This is a genomic window from Thermosynechococcus sp. JY1331 (assembly GCF_031583475.1).
Classification (GTDB): Bacteria; Cyanobacteriota; Cyanobacteriia; order Thermosynechococcales; family Thermosynechococcaceae; genus Thermosynechococcus.
The window spans coordinates 96,992-112,071 of record NZ_CP134180.1 but is presented as its reverse complement, the minus strand read 5'-3'; the positions used below and the strand labels follow the sequence as shown (position 1 = coordinate 112,071).

At 53.4% G+C, this 15,080-nt stretch carries 14 protein-coding genes; 8 read left to right on the top strand and 6 right to left on the bottom strand.

All coding sequences use genetic code 11. The features are described from left to right. Nucleotides 1-34: 34 nt before the first annotated feature. The gene (locus RHJ31_RS00540; RefSeq protein ID WP_149817184.1) at nucleotides 35-673 is read left to right on the top strand and encodes a hypothetical protein; all 639 of its coding nucleotides are present in this window, start codon (nucleotides 35-37) and stop codon (nucleotides 671-673) included. Here RHJ31_RS00540 and RHJ31_RS00535 read toward each other — a convergent pair. Further along, nucleotides 654-2,972, bottom strand: a complete 2,319-nt coding sequence (locus RHJ31_RS00535; protein WP_302676969.1) for an ATP-dependent helicase — start codon at nucleotides 2,970-2,972, stop codon at nucleotides 654-656. The genes RHJ31_RS00540 and RHJ31_RS00535 overlap by 20 nt on opposite strands. A gap of 173 nt (nucleotides 2,973-3,145) precedes the next feature. Between RHJ31_RS00535 and RHJ31_RS00530 the strand changes: the two genes are divergently transcribed. Continuing rightward, the gene (locus RHJ31_RS00530; RefSeq protein WP_302676968.1) at nucleotides 3,146-3,520 is read left to right on the top strand and encodes a DUF4278 domain-containing protein; all 375 of its coding nucleotides are present in this window, start codon (nucleotides 3,146-3,148) and stop codon (nucleotides 3,518-3,520) included. A 61-nt stretch (nucleotides 3,521-3,581) separates the two neighbouring features. On the opposite strand, the gene RHJ31_RS00525 is transcribed toward RHJ31_RS00530, so the two are convergent. The 3 genes from RHJ31_RS00525 to RHJ31_RS00515 form a co-directional block, all read right to left on the bottom strand. Next, nucleotides 3,582-4,679, bottom strand: a complete 1,098-nt coding sequence (locus RHJ31_RS00525) for a glycosyltransferase family 2 protein (protein ID WP_302676967.1) — start codon at nucleotides 4,677-4,679, stop codon at nucleotides 3,582-3,584. Further along, the gene (locus tag RHJ31_RS00520; RefSeq protein ID WP_206200608.1) at nucleotides 4,680-5,081 is read right to left on the bottom strand and encodes a DUF3110 domain-containing protein; all 402 of its coding nucleotides are present in this window, start codon (nucleotides 5,079-5,081) and stop codon (nucleotides 4,680-4,682) included. A 105-nt stretch (nucleotides 5,082-5,186) separates the two neighbouring features. After that, nucleotides 5,187-5,846, bottom strand: coding sequence for a MotA/TolQ/ExbB proton channel family protein (locus RHJ31_RS00515; protein WP_206200607.1), 660 nt, complete (start codon nucleotides 5,844-5,846; stop codon nucleotides 5,187-5,189). A 158-nt stretch (nucleotides 5,847-6,004) separates the two neighbouring features. On the opposite strand from RHJ31_RS00515, the gene RHJ31_RS00510 reads away from it, so the two are divergent. The 3 genes from RHJ31_RS00510 to RHJ31_RS00500 all read left to right on the top strand — a co-directional run bounded on the left by RHJ31_RS00510 (nucleotide 6,005) and on the right by RHJ31_RS00500 (nucleotide 7,439). Beyond that, the gene (locus tag RHJ31_RS00510; RefSeq protein WP_302676966.1) at nucleotides 6,005-6,610 is read left to right on the top strand and encodes a sigma-70 family RNA polymerase sigma factor; all 606 of its coding nucleotides are present in this window, start codon (nucleotides 6,005-6,007) and stop codon (nucleotides 6,608-6,610) included. Further along, entirely contained in the window at nucleotides 6,607-6,927 is a 321-nt protein-coding gene (locus RHJ31_RS00505; protein ID WP_302676965.1) for a hypothetical protein, read from the top strand. The genes RHJ31_RS00510 and RHJ31_RS00505 overlap by 4 nt, the downstream gene beginning before the upstream one ends. Nucleotides 6,928-6,998: 71 nt before the next feature. Continuing rightward, entirely contained in the window at nucleotides 6,999-7,439 is a 441-nt protein-coding gene (locus RHJ31_RS00500) for a Spy/CpxP family protein refolding chaperone (protein WP_302676964.1), read from the top strand. Between the two features lie 50 nt (nucleotides 7,440-7,489). Here the strand turns inward: RHJ31_RS00500 and lpxB are convergent, their stop codons facing one another. Next, nucleotides 7,490-8,677: a lipid-A-disaccharide synthase gene (lpxB, locus tag RHJ31_RS00495; protein WP_302676963.1), complete on the bottom strand. Its 1,188-nt coding sequence runs from the start codon at nucleotides 8,675-8,677 to the stop codon at nucleotides 7,490-7,492. Nucleotides 8,678-8,679: 2 nt separating this feature from the next. Further along, nucleotides 8,680-9,819 carry a glutamate--cysteine ligase gene (gene gshA / locus RHJ31_RS00490; RefSeq protein WP_302676962.1) on the bottom strand — a complete coding sequence of 380 codons (1,140 nt, stop codon included), beginning with the start codon at nucleotides 9,817-9,819 and terminating at the stop codon, nucleotides 8,680-8,682. Between the two features lie 197 nt (nucleotides 9,820-10,016). Between gshA and RHJ31_RS00485 the strand changes: the two genes are divergently transcribed. The 3 genes from RHJ31_RS00485 (at nucleotide 10,017) to RHJ31_RS00475 (ending at nucleotide 15,044) form a co-directional block, all read left to right on the top strand. Then, complete coding sequence (locus RHJ31_RS00485; RefSeq protein WP_206200602.1) at nucleotides 10,017-10,454, top strand: hypothetical protein; 438 nt, start codon at nucleotides 10,017-10,019, stop codon at nucleotides 10,452-10,454. Between the two features lie 375 nt (nucleotides 10,455-10,829). Further along, complete coding sequence (cas10, locus tag RHJ31_RS00480; RefSeq protein WP_302676961.1) at nucleotides 10,830-13,859, top strand: type III-B CRISPR-associated protein Cas10/Cmr2; 3,030 nt, start codon at nucleotides 10,830-10,832, stop codon at nucleotides 13,857-13,859. Nucleotides 13,860-13,937: 78 nt separating this feature from the next. Beyond that, nucleotides 13,938-15,044: a type III-B CRISPR module-associated Cmr3 family protein gene (locus RHJ31_RS00475; protein ID WP_302676960.1), complete on the top strand. Its 1,107-nt coding sequence runs from the start codon at nucleotides 13,938-13,940 to the stop codon at nucleotides 15,042-15,044. Nucleotides 15,045-15,080: the final 36 nt, after the last annotated feature.

Below are 15,080 nucleotides of genomic sequence, written 5' to 3'. Positions count from 1 at the left end.
ATCATGGGTACTGGCGCGTTAGGAATCCACCACCTTGGGCGTTGATCTGCGCAGTTATGTCTATCTCGACTCGATTCAACCGCAACACGCGGCCTACTTGGGAACCGTGGCTCAAGGGTTTTTGCCTTTGCCGGGGGATTGCTCCCTCTGGGTGGAGATTTCACCGGGGATTGATGTCAATCGCCTTTTGGATATTGCCTTGAAGTCTGCGGTGGTGCGGCCGGGAGTTTTGTTTATCGAGCGACTCTACGGACTATTGGAGGTGCATTCGGGCAATCAGGGGGAAGTACGCGCAGCAGGGCAAGCAATTTTAGATGCCATTGGCGCTCGGGTACAGGATTGCTTGCGGCCACGGGTGATTTCGAGTCAAGTCATTCGCAATATTGATGCCCACCACACCCAACTAATTAACCGTTCGCGGCGGGGCAATATGATTTTGGCGGGGCAAACCCTCTATGTGTTTGAAGTGGAACCTGCCGCCTATGCCGCACTGGCCGCCAATGAAGCTGAAAAGGCAGCACTCATTAATATCTTGCAGATTTCAGCCGTGGGCAGCTTTGGCCGTCTCTTTTTGGGGGGCGCGGAGCGGGATATTCTGGCAGCAGAACGGGCCGTCTTGGCAGCCATGGAACGCTTGCCGGGGCGTGATAGCCTTAGCGATCGCCGCGAGTAGCCTTGGCATGTTTCTTTAGCTTCTGCTCTAGGGCAGGTAAGAAAGGACAAGGGTCACTGTCTTGCAGTTGATAAAACCCTCGCCAGTCAAAGGTCTGCCAGTTAAAGGGGGCTTGGTGGGCGGCGGCGAGCCACAGTAAACGCTTAGCACGGGTCATGGCCACGTAAAGCAGGCGGTATTCCTCGGCAACTTTGGCCTCTGTGGCTTTTTGATAGGCGGTTTGCCAATTGGGAAGGGGTTGCCGATGGCCATAGGCTCGCAGTTGCGATCGCACCACATCCGTAAAATCCACCTCTGGACTGAGGAACTTGGCATTGGCCGCCACCCAGCTCTCACCGGGGAGGGTTCTTGCCTCTAAGAAGGGAACAAAAACGGCATCCCAATCCAGACCCTTGGCGCGATGCATCGTCATAATCGTCACTTGCCCCAATCGCACTAAGCGGCTATGGAGGTCTTCCATCTCAACAGCGTCAAAGCGATCCGTCGCCACCAACTCCTGCCAACGGGGATGGATACGCTCCCACAGTTGCGTTGGTTCCTGCTGTGCCAAGTGGCAGATCAGGCGATCGCTGGTGGCCAATTCAGCGGCATCATAGCCCAATTCCTGAGCGCAGTACGTGATCAAAGGAAATAGAGATAGCTCTAGGCGGGCTTTGAGGAGACGTTGACAGTAGTGCCGTGCCTTGAGTACCGGTTCCTCGGCAGGGGGGTCTAAAGGACCAGGGTAGAGAAACACCTCTGGCTGGGCGGCTAAGCGATCCAAATTTTGGACAGAAATGCGTTTGCGCTCCTGAAGAACAGTCAGGGCTGCTTTGACCGCTTCGGGAGAATAGGGACAGTGGAGAAAATAAAGAATGTCCAGCAATTCCTTGGGCACCTGCGATCGCCGTTCAATGCCCGATACATCGAGAATCGGAATCCCCTGGGCGGCAAGGTCGGTATTAATGCTGAAGCTAGCGGGCGATCGCAACAGATCCGCGACAAATTCCCCTTGGCGGTTGGTACGCACCAGTACCGCAATTGAGGCCTCAGGATACTCTGCTAAAACCTCAGAAATACGTGCTGCTAGCTCGCGCACGGTCTCGAAAACGGTTGCTGGTCGGGCAATTTCTACCCCTTCTCCCCAAGGGGGTGGGTTCGCCCCCGGTTGCGGATCCGTCGGTGAGACGGGCTGAATTGCTTGGGATCGAAAGGGCAGTTCTTGGCCTTTGAGGGCATGATTGACCCAGTTCACTAAAAAGTTGGCCGATCGAATGACCAATGGGGTGGATCGCCCCGCTTGGGTCATTTTATAGAAGGCCTGCTGCTGGGCACATTGGTCACAGAATTCATTAAAAAAGAGAGGGTCTGCCGCCGTAAATGTGGAGTTAATGGCTTGATTGGGATCCCCCACCCGCACAAAATTCACTTGCCCTGTGGTGTTGTCCTCGGCGAGAAGTCGCAGTAACCGCGATTGCAAGGGGGTCGAGTCCTGCGCCTCATCCTCAAAGACGGCATACACCCGCTGTTGCCATTCTTGGCGGCACTGGCGATCGCCCTCTAGGAGTTGTACCGCTGCCAAAATCATCTCATCATAGTCAATTTTCTCTCGCTGCGCTAAATGGTGCTGGTACAGTTCCAAAAGGTCGGCACCAATTTCTAAAAAGGGGTAGGGTTCTGCTGCGGCTGCACTTTGGGAGCGCAACTGCTGGGACAACTGCCGCAGATCATGGGGCGTCAACGCCATACTGCGGGCACTGCTAATAACGGTTTGTGCCAACTTCACCAAGATGTCAGTCAAAAGCGCACTTCTGCGACCATCGTGTTCAACGTCACTCAGGGGACTGGTATCGCAGCCTTGGATCAGTTGCTCGAGAATATCGGGGTGCGATCGCGCCCATTCCTTAACACAGGTAACACACAGGCGTCGCTGCTCATGCTCACTCATTAAATTCTCGCCACTCCAACGCAGACCCGCTGTGGGGTGACTGGTGGCAATTTTCAAGGCCAAACTGTGGAGCGTCTGCACACTAAAACCATTGCGGGGCAAGCCCACTTCCCGCAGGTACTGGCGAATCCGCACCTTGATATTGGCCGCTGCCGAACGACTATAGGTGACTACGACCAGTTGCCGCTGCTGATGGAGTTTTTCGCGAGCGATGGCGATCGCGGCTCCTACGGCCATGCCATGGGATTTGCCTGCTCCGGGCACTGCCGATACCGCCAAGAGACCCCCTTGCCATTCACTAATTTCCCGTTGGCCCGGACGCAACGTCCTTAGAAGGTGACTGGCATTGGCGGGGAGTGACAACACGTTCATAGGAGGACTGTGGGAGGGCTAAAGATTTGTTAAAAAAACCGGCTTCTACCCAATGAAGATCGAAAAATCGTATAATAGAATACAGAAAGTTAAAAGCAAGTTGTTTCCTAACGCAGACCACCTAAAGCTTGATAACGAGTCAATAGTATTCACCTAGAAGCCTTGATTTAATTATGCAAGTAATCTATCGCGGCGTTAAATACGAAACTTCTGAGCAGCACATTCCCCTTGTTGAATCGGGCGCCAAGGGTCTCTACCGGAGGGCGCAATGGGTAGGGCACAAAGCGGCTGAACCGGTTCCTCAACCCAATCATGTCCTCTGCTGGCGGGGGGTGACCTACCAAACGAACGGTACACCAGTTACCACAAGCGCTCCGACGACGAGTACTGCCCCTTCAGTACTTCCCCAGCGTAAGCGTGACTCCTTGGCCGAAGCCCATCGCCATGCAATTCTGAAAACTCTTGAGCGGCGGCTGCAAGTGGCTCGGAGTCAGGGCAATGAAGATCTCATCAGTCTGCTGGAAGAAGAGTGGCAGCAATTTGCCTAAGGTTGGATCACCGAAACCCAAACTGCGGTGCCGTTGCTAACAGCGGCACTTTTTTTATTTTCTATTGGTGATTGCCCCTTTCTTGGCGAAAAGCTGTTGCTTGGGCAAAGGCCGCCGCCGCCCGCTCGCGATCGCCCAAGGTTTCATAGGCACGCCCTAGTTGTTCGGCTGCAATCTCCCGCACATAGCCTAGGGGAAAAATCATCTGTTTACTGTAGCCATTGGTGCGCCCCAGTTCAAGGCAGTACTCAAAGTAGGCCGTTGCTCCCAAGGGGAATCCCAAGGCCATCAGCCAGCGCCCGGCCAAATCATTGAGGGGAGGATAGGTGGGAAACCACACCAGACTTTGCTGACAGAGGAGTTGCAATGTTTCGTGATCCCCCATAGCCAGCAGACGCCGCCCCAGTTGATTCAGAATTTCGGGCAGGGCGCCAGGGGCATTCTCAGGCAGTTGGCTGGTGAGGAGATGGGGCAAGAGCCGCTCAAAAAGTTCTTGGTAGCAGTCATCCGCAGCCGTGGGGTTATTCACAGCGTGGTACATATCCGCCAAGGCAAAGAGGAGATTCAAAGGCAGACCTTCACTGGCGCGGATGCGTTCCAAAATCGGGATGTTGCGATCGCGCATCTTGGCTTGAATTTGTGCGGGTTGATAGCCATAGTGGTCAATGCGCAGCGTTTCCAGAGTACCAATGGTCAGCGGTTCTGCGGCTGTCGAAACCAACTGCTCATGGAAGCGTCCCTGATAGCGCAGCGTCGGCAGGTTGCGAAAGAGTCGCACAATGGCAAAGTCAGAAAATTGCTGCCCCGTGCCGATTTCCCGTCGTAGGAGTTGATAAGCACTGAAAGTGCTGCCCTCCAGTTGTTGGCCGAGGGGCACAGGCGGCTCCCGCAAGGTCACGAGCACCTCATCAGCATCAATCACTAAAATCCAATCGCCCGTGGCCTGCTCTAGAGAGTAATTGCGGGCAGCGGCAAAATCATCCTGCCAAGGGAAGGTAAAAATGCGCTCTGTAAACTGGCGGGCGATCGCGATCGTCTCATCCGTTGACCCAGTATCTACCACAACGATCTCATCTACCCAAGGCTGGACACTGCCCAGACAGCGTGCCAAATGGGCTGCCTCATTTTTGACAATTAGACAGGCACAGACCCGCACCATCTACAGCAGCTTTTCAAGTTGTTGGCGCAACTGATTCAGTTCACTTTCGGAGAACTCACTCTCAGCAGCGGGGGGCACGCGATTTTCTAGTTCCCAGTCGGTTTCTTCGACATTGCGTTCAGGGGGTGCCAAGAAAAGACGCTCAGCATCGTTTGTCGGCACAAATCCTTCGGGAACCAAGTGACAGGTGTAGCCTGAGGATTCGCAAAATTCTTCAATTTCCTTGGCATCAATGGGGACAACGCTGGGGGGATGAAAATCCTGTGCCTCTAAAAGCATGGCATAGCGACTGGCATCGTCTTCGCTTTCAAACATCAGAATCAGGTTGCGATCGCCCAGTTGCAGAGAATGAATGCCCTCATTTTCAGTCCCCGGGTTGTAGAGCAACACGTAAACGCGCATGATGCCTCGCTAATGAAATCTCAACAGCGATTATAACGATTTTGGTTCCCCCTACCCGTAGGATTTTCCCCTTCAGAATTGTCAAAGGGGCAAAAATAGCTTGAGTTAGAACAATGTTTTTTCAGGTTCTCCTTTGATCCGCTGCTCTAGCCATGCTTGGCGATAGGTGAGTTCTAATTCATTGCCGGTGCGGCGAAAAATTTGTGCCTGCTGCAAGAGAAACGCTTGAAAGAGCCGCTGAAAGGCAAGGGCAATGATTGCCACCACCAGGCCAGAGGCGGTACTAATCAAGGCCTCACTAATTCCGAGACCCACGCCCATGGTTGCAGGTGTGCCAATATCCCCCAAGCGAATAGAACTGAGGGCACTAATCAGACCTAACACCGTTCCCAACAAACCCAGTAGAGGTGCCATCGTAATCGTTGCTTCCAAGACCTTTTCTCCCCGCCGCATGGCACTCAGCTCCTCATCAGCCGCAGCTTCTAGGGCTAGGCGAAAGATTTCTGGGTTGGTATCAATCAGTTGTAAGGGGGTGTAGAGAAAACGACCAATGGGTTGATCACAGGCATTGGCTGCTAATTCAATGGCTTCTTGCCAATCGTGGCGAGCGGCATCCAGAATCTGCTCGGCCAGTTTCGTCTCTCCTCGGAGAACAATGCTCCAAAACCAAAGCCGCTCAAAAATGGTGCCTAAGGTCAAGATCGAGAGAATCAGTAGTGGCCACATGGCCAAGCCACCACGGTTAAAAATTTCAGCGATATTCACGATCAGTTCCCTGTCAGAGCATCCGACGTTTAGTATAGTCCAGCCAGTAGCCGCAATTGTTTACCAAATTCTAGCGAACCGTGGTGCCAAGGGTCTTGAACCGCTCTTTTCGATGCCCCGTCTGAATAGATGATTACGTTAATGGAGTGATACCTCGCATGAGTGTATCTTTACCCCTATCAGCGGCAACGGCATCAACGGCTATCGTGACCCGACCCCAAGTGATCGATCCCGATCGGCGGATTATTGAGCAGTGCCTTTCCGGACACCCAAATGGGTTTCGGGAACTCTATCAACGGCATCAGCAACGGGTGCGATCGCTCCTGTTTCAGTTGTGCGGTGCGGTTGCCCTTGATGATTTAGTGCAGGAGGTTTTCTTGCGGGCATGGAAGGGGCTAAAGGGTCTCAAACATGAGGCAAAGTTTTCAACATGGCTCTATCGGATTGCCTGGAATGTGGCTTGCGACTATCGCCGTCAACTGGCAACGCGCAAATCGCGACATCAGCAATACCTGTCTCAAAGTGAGCCACTCACCCCTGGACTGGATTTACGACAATTGCATTACGAAGATTTAGTTCAGCGCGGTTTAGCCACACTGCCCTTGGAGTACCGCAGTGTTTTGGTCATGCATGATCTGCAGGGCTTGCCCCAAAAAGAAATTGCTGAAATTCTGCGGATTCCCGTGGGTACAGTGAAATCCCGCCTCTTTCGTGCCCGAGGCACATTGCGGACTTACTTTACGGAGGCTGGAATCACTTTATGAAACGTGAACCCCCACCTGTGGAGGATACAAATTTGGTTAAGTTTTTACAAGCCTATGCAGGGACGCCCCCGCCACCCCACCCCCATTTGGAGCAGCGCATTGTCCAAGCGGCTCTGCATCAACATCAACTGAGTAAGCGACGCTGGCAAATCGTGTCTCTTTTGGGGGCTGGGGCGATCGCCACCGCCACCAGTGTGTGGTTCCTCAAACCCTCAACTCAAGTGGCAAAGCAGACGTCCCCGGATGCAGTGGCTATCTTCATCACCACCAATTGGCAAGCAATGTTTCAGGACGCAGAACCCGCCATCTTCGACTAGATTCTGTCCACCCTACTTTTACTCTTTGTTGAGTTTTGACAAGTTGAGTTTTGACAAAGGAGAACACAGCTATGTTGAAAAAATCTTTAGCCACGCTTCTTATATGTGGTAGCCTCAGCCCCCTACTGGCGATCGCTCCCCCGAGCGTCGCTGACCCCGGTTATGGCGGACCTCGCTGGGGAGCCAATCTGGACAACCTAAACCTCACACCTGAACAGCGGCAACGTTTGCAAGCCGTGCAGCAACAATACCAAGGCCAAATGGAGCAAACCCGCAACCAACTGCGCACCGCCAAGACAGAACTGCGGCAGATGATGAGTGGCAATGCCTCGGAGGAGCAAATCCGCAGCAAGTACCAACAGGTGCGCCAACTGGAAAGTCAACTGGCTTCCCTGCGCTTTGAAAGTATGCTAGCGATGCGGAACATTCTCACACCGCAACAACGGCAAGCCTTGGCCGCCCAAATGCAGCAGCGGCGGCCGGGCAATCGCCCCATGAAACCCCAGCAGTAACCCATTAAACTTGGCAACGCTCTAAAGCTCTAAAGGAGTTCATGACTTCCCTAAGTGCGGGACAGCGGATCCTGCACTTTTTTGTTGCTCAGCAGATCAAGAATCTCGGTGGCAGCGCGATCGACCACGCCGGGGGTGCCCATCGCAGCCCGCATTTCGGCATAGCCTGCCTGCATCGCGAGGCGTTTCTCAGGCTGATCGAGCAACTCAAGGGCAGCGGCAGTAATGTTGGCAACGGTGGCTCGTTCCTGCAGGAGTTCGGGAACGATGTCTCTATTCACGAGTAAATTGGGGGGAGAGACAAATTTGAGCTCAAACTTCAGGAAACGCCGATAAAGCCACAAACTGAGGGGATGAACGCGGTAGATCACGACTTGAGGCACATTCAACAGCGCGGTTTCTAAATTCACCGTGCCGGATTTAGCGATCGCCAGATCTGCGGCCGCTAGAACTTGCAGGGAGTCTTCTGCCAATGTGACGCGAATGGGATATTCCTTGAGAACTGCTTCAATGGCTGGGCGATACTGCCGCAGCGAAACGGGTAACCAAAAGCGGGCGTGGGGATAGGCTTTGGCGATATTTGTGGCAGCCCCCAAAATTAGAGGCAAGAGGGACTTGATTTCCTGTTTGCGGGACAAGGGCAAGAGGGCAATCGCCAGCTCATCGGCAGCAATGCCCAAACTTTGGCGTGCCACTTCGCGACTGGGAGCCGCCGCAATGCGATCCAAGAGGGGATGCCCCACCCAGACCACATTGGCACCATGACGGCGGTAATAGGTGGCTTCTTCTGGAAAAATGGCAATCAGGCGATCGCTGAGGGCAACAATTTGCCGAGTGGCCTTCAAACTATGGGACCAGACCCACTCTTGGGGAGCGATGTAGTAAACCATGGGAATAGAAAAATGTTTGCGGATAAACCGCCCCATGGCGACATTGCCACCAATGTAGTCAATTAAAACCACTAAATCAGGGGGATGCTGCCGTAAATAGCGGCGAGCCTTGAGTTGGAGCGCGATCGTTGGCTTGATCAATGGCAGGGCTTCTAGTAGCCCCACGGAGCCAATTCCTCCGGTATTAAAGAGCAACTTTGCCCCCGCAGCGGCCATGCGATCGCCCCCAAGGGCAGAAATTTCTAAGGGAATCCCCCGCTCTGCTGCGAGGCGATAGAGTGCCTTGACCAACAGGGCGCCCTGCAAATCCCCAGAGACTTCGCCGGTGCTAATGAACAAATGCGCCATGCCTAGCCCCGCACTGCCGCCACTGGTTGACAGAGTTGATCGGCAAATTCCTGTTCCGTAGCGGCCATTTCCTGTACGGCGGTGGCCATAATCTCAGGGATCGATTGCCCCGCTGCATATTGAGCCAGCCATTGCTGGGCGGTGTTTCCCTGTCGCAGGATTTTCTTAATCGGTGCTAGAAAGCAGCTAAAGCCCTGTGCCTTGGCGATTGGCCAAACCTCTTCGTAGAGTTCGGCTACCCAAGCGGCTGCCGTTAGTTGCCGGCGATCGCGCCAGTGGGTTAATACCGCCTCTAAACTACTTTTTGCGGCGAGCTGCTCATTGTTGTCTGCCAGTTGTGCCAACATATCGCCATCCCCCCACCGCAGGGGGTCAAGATCAGGGGTATCTAGCAATTGCAGGAGCCGCGCCTCTAGAAGGGCGGTCATCGCCAGTAGGGAAATGGCATCCGTAACTAGATCACAAATTCGCAGTTCAAGGCGGTTGAGATCATAGGGTCGGCGATCGCCATTGGGGCGCACAGCACTCCACAAGTGCCGCACATTTTGCATCGTGCCGAGTTGGAGTTGCTGCTCTGTCCACTCAATGAAGTGGGCATGGCTAGTAAATAGGGGCACTTGCGGTGGGGTCTTCGGAAAGATTGCCCAACGGGTGGAGTGATAGCCCGTTACCTTGCCATCAAGAAACGGCGACGCAGCACTGAGCGCCAGAAACAGGGACGCCTCCAGCCGCACTAGCCGACAGGCACGGATCAACTCTTCTGGATCCCGCAGGCCAATGTTGATGTGGACACTGGCGGTGACAACCCTTGTGCCATAGGTTTGCTCAATGTAGGTGTGATAGGGATTCTGGGGGTCAGAGCGATAAAAGCGTTGACTGTCCCCTAGACTCAGGGTGCTACCGGGAACCAGCGTTAAATCCCCTAGGGATTGCAAATAAGCGCGCAGCCGAAAGCGAGGACGCAGCAAGTCACAGAGGGCTTGGTCATATAGAAAGACCGGCGGGGTTGTAAATTCAACATTGCGGCTATCGGGTTCACGCACAAACCCCGCTAAGTCCCTCACAATGCGATCCGACAGTCCCACAATCTCGCCCGTGGGCTTACCCGTGTAGAGTTCAACCTCAAAGCCCTTTGACAACATGGCATCCCTTTGGCTAACTTGGGTCAGCGAGCCCCCTCGCAGAAAGTGGGAATTTTGAGCTACTTAGCCACAATACCATGCCCGCGTCCCTGCCGCACATATGAACATTCGTAAAACCCTCCCTGTGGCGATCAAAACCCGATCAGTTAACCTGTATTATCAATGACACAAATCACCCCTATAGTGAGAATCTCAAGATGTTTGGTCAGCGGCGAGTCGAAGCAGATGTCCGTGTCAGTCGCGTTTTGGATCGCCTGGGAATCCGCTATCAAGTGGATGAGGATGGTGATTACCGCGTTGTCTTTGAGCTATCCAACGGTCGAACGCAACAGGCCTTTATTGACTCCAAAACCCAGCAGCTGGGAAGCTATGAAATTCGGGATGTCTGGTCTGTGGGCTACAGTTGCGAGGGCTTTCTTGACCAAGAGATAGCCAATTATCTGTTAATTGAAAATGCCAATAAGAAAATTGGCGCTTGGGAGTTGCGTCCCCTTGCTGACAATAGGTATATCGCTGTATTTTGTACGAAGGTTGCTGCTGACTGTGACCCCGAAGCCCTTTACACCAGTATCCGCGTGGTTCTTGAGGTGGCAGACGAACTTGAAAAAGTTCTTGAGGCGGGCGATCGCTTCTAGGTTAGTTTGCAGTGAGTCCCCTTAAAATCAGGGTTTGAGGCCAGTGGGGAGCTTCTGAATGCTCCGCCCCTAGGTAGGGATTGTCATTTTCATCTGAAATACTAGAAAATGCTCAAACCCGCTTCCTGAGAAACGCTAAGGGATTCAACGAAAGCATCAGGGTTGGAGGCAACTTGACAGATCTCTCGGAAGCAAGACCCAAATGTTTCAATTCTTATAGCTAGTAGAAAAAACTGTTAAATATTACAAAAGAATTTTTATTTTGCTTCCACTGCATATCCCAACTCACGACACTGGATAAAACATTAGCTGCGATCGCCCAAGGCGCACGGTCGCCGATTCGCAGTGGAGTCAATTGTTCTAGGAAGGCCATCCATGTACTACGAACGCAAACTCTTTGCCCTCCTCCACGACCCCTACCTCAAGGCGTTGTACGGCAACAAAGCTCTCAAAGGCGCATGGCAACAGGTGTCTTGCCTGAATCAACATGCCCAGGATTTGGAAAATTGGTGGAAGCAGCACGGCGGTGTTACGGCAGACCATATTGCCTCGGCCAGCGATCGCCTAAGCTTTCAGCGCGGCATGAGCACCCCCCCAACAACCACTGCAAATATCACCCAAGTGGAAATTCGCCACCCGATTACTGGTGCCAAAAGTGATTTGAACTTTGCCTTTGCAGGGAGTCTCAGCGATGAGAATTTAGCTGAAATTGAGGCGCAGTCCATCTGGAGCAAGATTCGCCAAGAAACCGATGCTGAAAAGGTCTTCTGGTGGTTTTGGCGATTTTATGGCGAAGCCATTGCTGGCGATCGCCGCATCAAAGATCAAGCGGTCTATGCCAAAGATGTCTTGCTGTTACCCTCAGACACGCGCATTCCCGACTGCCCCCTCGAAGCCCACACCTCGATTACCGCTGCCCTTGCCGGTACCCTCTTTCCCCGAAACGCCAGCAATGGGGATAAACCGCAGCACCCATGGCTGTTGATGTTTTCCTTTTCCCCCGTGCAGGAATTCATTAAATCCTCACGCAAGCTGCTGGACTTTTGGTCAGGCTCCTATCTACTCCACTACCTAAGTGCCAAGGCCTGCTGGTTCCTTGCTGAACGCTATGGCCCTGATGTTGTGATTACCCCCAATCTCTACAACCAAACGATCATTGATGCGTTTCTGCTGCAAAAATACCCAGACTTTGAACCCTACTTTGCGGAATTTGGTATCCCCAAACCAGTTGAGGCACAAGGGCAGCCGTCCTCCAGCTTGGTGACAGCGGGTTTTCCCAACGTGATTACGGCACTCATTCCTGAACAAGACAAAGACACGATTGGCAAAGAGCTTCAAGACCATTTGCGGGAAACATGGCTCAACCTTGGCAAAAATGTGCGCGAAGCCATCAAAACCAAGGTACGGAGTGGCTATGAAGATTGTCACTGGATTGCTCACATTGAAGCGTGGATTGATACACAGTTTCCTGCGGCAGAGCAAGAGGAGTTAAAGAAAGAGTTTCTCAGTTGGCAGCAGGGAGGACGCTGGGAGTGGAATGCCCTTTGGCAAGCCCAACTGGAAAACTTTTGGGAAAGCTACTGGATCGCTTTGCCCCTTGGGGAGCCAACCCAACCTCTAACTTGCCAGCGTGGAGCATCTACCTACCCAACTTGGAAAACCGCCCAAACCACGTTAGCAAAAGCCGAGGATCCCCTGCCCACTCAGGTTGAGGAAAAGGTGTATGCCACGATTAACGTGGGTACATGGTGGCCATTGCTGCAACAACGCCTTGGTTCGGCTCTCTCCGCTGTCAAAAACACTCGCAGCTGGCAGTTTCCCGCTTCGCCGGGTGAGCGCTCCTCGATTTCTGGGGCCTACAGTGCCCTGCACCCCAATCTCCTGTACCGCGATCCCTTTCGCGAGGGGCATGGCCTGCCAGTGAGTTCCCTGCGCCTGTTTTGGTATGTGATGAGCCAAGCCTTTCCGGGGCTATTTAATGGCAGTGAGCGCTTGAATGCGATTGAAGTCACCAAGCGAATGGCATGGAAACATGGCGGTGTCGCTGAGTCTTTGGGAGTTGCGTGCCCTGAGGAGGACTATGAAAACTTGGTGCGCTTTCCCAATGCCAGCAGTATCGCTGCCGCTCGCTTTATGGTGAAGTATCCCGATCAGGTCAAGCGGTATTGGCGAGAATTGAACCAAGAATTTACTGCCGCTCACGCTCGCTTTAACAGCACCACTTGCCGCCCAACCCAGATTCCCCAAGTAGATGCCGGGCTAGAGAATTACAACGGTGTCATGTTCTCGGCCAAGTGGTTGGCAGAAGCCTTAGGTCTTGACAGTAAACAGGAGCTGGCCGAACTTCGGAGGGCGGTGAATCAGACACAAAAACGAGTGGGTTGGGGCGATCGCTCCCCTGCTGACTGGTGGTGTATCCTCTTGGCCGATGGCGACAGCATGGGCAACTACGTCCGCGGTCGCAACCTGAAGAAGTATCGTGAGTATGTTGCTACGAACATTATTCAAGACATTCAGCAAAGAAAGAGCTACATCAAAAACCCTGATGAGTGGCAAACACTGCTCAACCAGACCCCCAAACGCATGGGACCTGCCACCCATGTGGGACTCAACCGTGCCCTGTTAGATTTCTCGAATCGTCTGGTGCCCTACTTAGTGGAGCAACGTCACTGTGGCCGTGTGGTCTATAGCGGTGGCGATGATGTCATGGCCGTCTTGCCCCTAGAGGATGCCCTCTCGGTGATTCATCTCCTACGCCAAGCATGGTGCGGCGGTACGGATCCAGCCGGGGAGTTTGAACCCCACGGCGACTACTGGCAAACGGTTCAGGACAGTACAGCGGCTAAGTGGCTGGGCATGCGTCGCCTGTTTACGATGGGCAAAGGGGCAACAATGAGTATGGGCGTGGTCATTGCCTACAAGAGTGTTCCTCTGCCCACGGTTCTAGAAAACCTCTGGCAAGCCGAAAAGGAACGGGCGAAAAAACTCCCCGGCAAAGATGGCCTCTGTTTCCGGGTGCTCTATGGGTCTGGCAATGTCCTCGAAGCAGTGTTGAAGGGTGAACTGCTAGAGGCCTGGGGCCGACTACTTGAGCAAGCAAATGACGATGTGAGTCCGCTGCTGTACCGACTCGTGACAGAGTTGCCCCAACATTGTTGGTTGAGCAAAGAGCGGGTCATTGAGAAGGCGATCGCTAGCATTGCCAATCGCCGCGAAAAAGACATCCCTTCAGAACTGATTGAGCAGCTTTGTCGGTGTTGCAATCAATGGGAAGACTGGGCACTCCAGCATGAAGGTCAGCTAGGAACGGATCTGCAAGACCTGCTCAACCTGTTGCGGCTCATGGCCTTCTTCATTGATAAACGGTTTGTACCCCTAGGGAGTAATCAGGATGGCGATCGATGAAAGCAGAGAGTTCTAAAACTCATTTGGGCAAAACTATTCTGCTTCAAGGATAACGAAAGACACATGAGGTTGATTATCATGACTGAATTAAGTTGGTATCGTCTAGATCCCCTAGATGTCCTCCTTTTTCGTGACTCCCGACCCTTTCAACCGGGAGAAGGCTCTTGGGCAAAAAGTCTCTTTCCGCCCCTGCCAATTACGGTCTTTCAAGCCTTACGCTCCCTGTGTGATCCCTACGCGCAAAATCTGGAGTTTCTTGGGCCTTTCCTCATTGATGCCAAAAACCAAGTCTGGGTAGACACGCCCAAGGATTTGGTGTGCATTGGCAACAAAAGCAACGAGGAAGCCGACATCAATGATCGTGCCGACCTCAGTAAAGTCAATGGCTTTGCCCGCACTCAACCCGCTGCCACCGACGACCCTGCTTGGAAAGATGTCCGCCATCCGTTGCCGGGAAAGTTACGCCCTATTGTGGAACCGACCCTCAGGGAGAATGAGCAAGCCCAAGGCCGACCGGCTCCCCTCATGCGCTTGGATGCTCTTGTCCTCTATCTCCAAGGAAAGCTGGATCAGCTCAACGCCAAAGAGCACTTCCATGATTTGCCGTGGTCAACCCAAGTCCTCCCCCACATCAAAATGCAAACCGAAAGTCGCAATGTGGAGGACGAAGCCGGCTACTTTACGGAAGTGGCCAACCGGATGCATCCGGGCTGGGGCTTTGTGGCCGGCATCAGTGTTGCCAATCGAGAGGGAGTCGTGCGCATTGGGGGTGAGGGGCATCAGGCACAGGTGCATGCCCTAAAGAAACCTCCCTTTGCAGACCTAGAGCGGTTTCAAGGCACCGGTCAAGAAACCCTAGCCTACGTGCTGACTCCCGGCTTGGCGCCCGTGGTGGTTGACGCACCCGTTTATGGACTGTATCCCCATGATTGGCAAGAGCATCTGATTGGTGTGGTGGGCGATCGCCCCCTTTTAGCCGGTGGTCTCAGTACCTTTACCCGTCGCAATGGGCAACCCCAATTGGGCTATTCCGCACAGCGTGCCTATGTCAGGCCGGGAACTATCTATCGCTTTGCTCAGCCTCCCTCTCCCCAGCCCCAACAACTCCTCGGCGGTGTAGCCCCCAAAGCTCGCACCACCTTTGAAAAACTTCACTACGGCCAATTGCTCTGGGGCATTGCATAACCACCCGAATACGAATGGATAAATAGGTGAGCACCG

Coding starts and splice junctions, on each gene's coding strand:
- RHJ31_RS00475 (WP_302676960.1), top strand. CDS start 13,938: ATGACTGAATTAAGTTGGTATCGTCTAGATCCCCTAGATGTCCTCCTT.
- RHJ31_RS00485 (WP_206200602.1), top strand. CDS start 10,017: ATGTTTGGTCAGCGGCGAGTCGAAGCAGATGTCCGTGTCAGTCGCGTT.
- RHJ31_RS00535 (WP_302676969.1), bottom strand. CDS start 2,972: ATGAACGTGTTGTCACTCCCCGCCAATGCCAGTCACCTTCTAAGGACG.
- RHJ31_RS00505 (WP_302676965.1), top strand. CDS start 6,607: ATGAAACGTGAACCCCCACCTGTGGAGGATACAAATTTGGTTAAGTTT.
- cas10 (WP_302676961.1), top strand. CDS start 10,830: ATGTACTACGAACGCAAACTCTTTGCCCTCCTCCACGACCCCTACCTC.
- lpxB (WP_302676963.1), bottom strand. CDS start 8,677: ATGGCGCATTTGTTCATTAGCACCGGCGAAGTCTCTGGGGATTTGCAG.
- RHJ31_RS00500 (WP_302676964.1), top strand. CDS start 6,999: ATGTTGAAAAAATCTTTAGCCACGCTTCTTATATGTGGTAGCCTCAGC.
- RHJ31_RS00525 (WP_302676967.1), bottom strand. CDS start 4,679: ATGGTGCGGGTCTGTGCCTGTCTAATTGTCAAAAATGAGGCAGCCCAT.
- RHJ31_RS00520 (WP_206200608.1), bottom strand. CDS start 5,081: ATGCGCGTTTACGTGTTGCTCTACAACCCGGGGACTGAAAATGAGGGC.
- gshA (WP_302676962.1), bottom strand. CDS start 9,819: ATGTTGTCAAAGGGCTTTGAGGTTGAACTCTACACGGGTAAGCCCACG.
- RHJ31_RS00530 (WP_302676968.1), top strand. CDS start 3,146: ATGCAAGTAATCTATCGCGGCGTTAAATACGAAACTTCTGAGCAGCAC.
- RHJ31_RS00510 (WP_302676966.1), top strand. CDS start 6,005: ATGAGTGTATCTTTACCCCTATCAGCGGCAACGGCATCAACGGCTATC.